At 57.0% G+C, this 674-nt stretch carries 1 protein-coding gene; it reads left to right on the forward strand.

The annotated features are described in order from the left end of the window. Window positions 1-16 precede the first annotated feature (16 nt). Window positions 17-674: DUF4007 family protein (locus EOA29_RS39010; RefSeq protein WP_245468820.1), on the forward strand; the 658-nt coding region annotated here is incomplete at its 3' end.

Here is a 674-nt window from a genome sequence, read left to right on the forward strand (position 1 = left end):
GCTAACCACATCGTTGATGCTGCCGCGCTATCTCGCCTTGAAACTGGAGAGCTTCACCAGTAAGGTCCCTTTCATGGGACGCGCTGCGATAAAGATCGATTCGAGAGGGCAGTTTGCGGGACACGAGACGTTCCCGCTCCGACTGCTATGGTTGAAGAAAGCCTTTGATGCAATCGGCGGCGGAGCCGATTCCAGAACATTTCAGGAACAAGATGCAATAGCCCGTTTCGGCGTCGGGCGCAATATGGCCGTGTCGATGCGCTATTGGGCGCTCGCGTCGGGCTTCTTCGCCGAAGTTGATCGCATGATTGCACCAACCGGGCTTGGTCGCGCCATTCTCTCCGACGATGGTCTCGATCCTTACCTCGAGCAATCATCGACGATTTGGTTCGCTCATTGGCATATCGCCAGCACGCCTGCGATGACAACAACTGCGTACTACGCGTTCAATTTGCTCAACGCGATCGAGTTTGATCCGGCCATGTTGCTCGACCAGCTCATGACCTTGGTAGAGAGCAGCGGATGGCGGGCAACGCGCGGAACACTTAAGCGCGATATTGAGGTTTTCTTGCGCAGTTATGTGCGGCGGGCGGATACTCTCAGTGAAGACGCCGCGGAGCCTCTGCTGGCCGAGGTTGCATTGATCCGGGAAGCTCGGCTTGGCGGCTGGTACG

Origin of the sequence: Mesorhizobium sp. M1E.F.Ca.ET.063.01.1.1, from assembly GCF_003998155.1 — a bacterium.
In the GTDB taxonomy this organism is placed as follows: Bacteria; Pseudomonadota; Alphaproteobacteria; order Rhizobiales; family Rhizobiaceae; genus Mesorhizobium.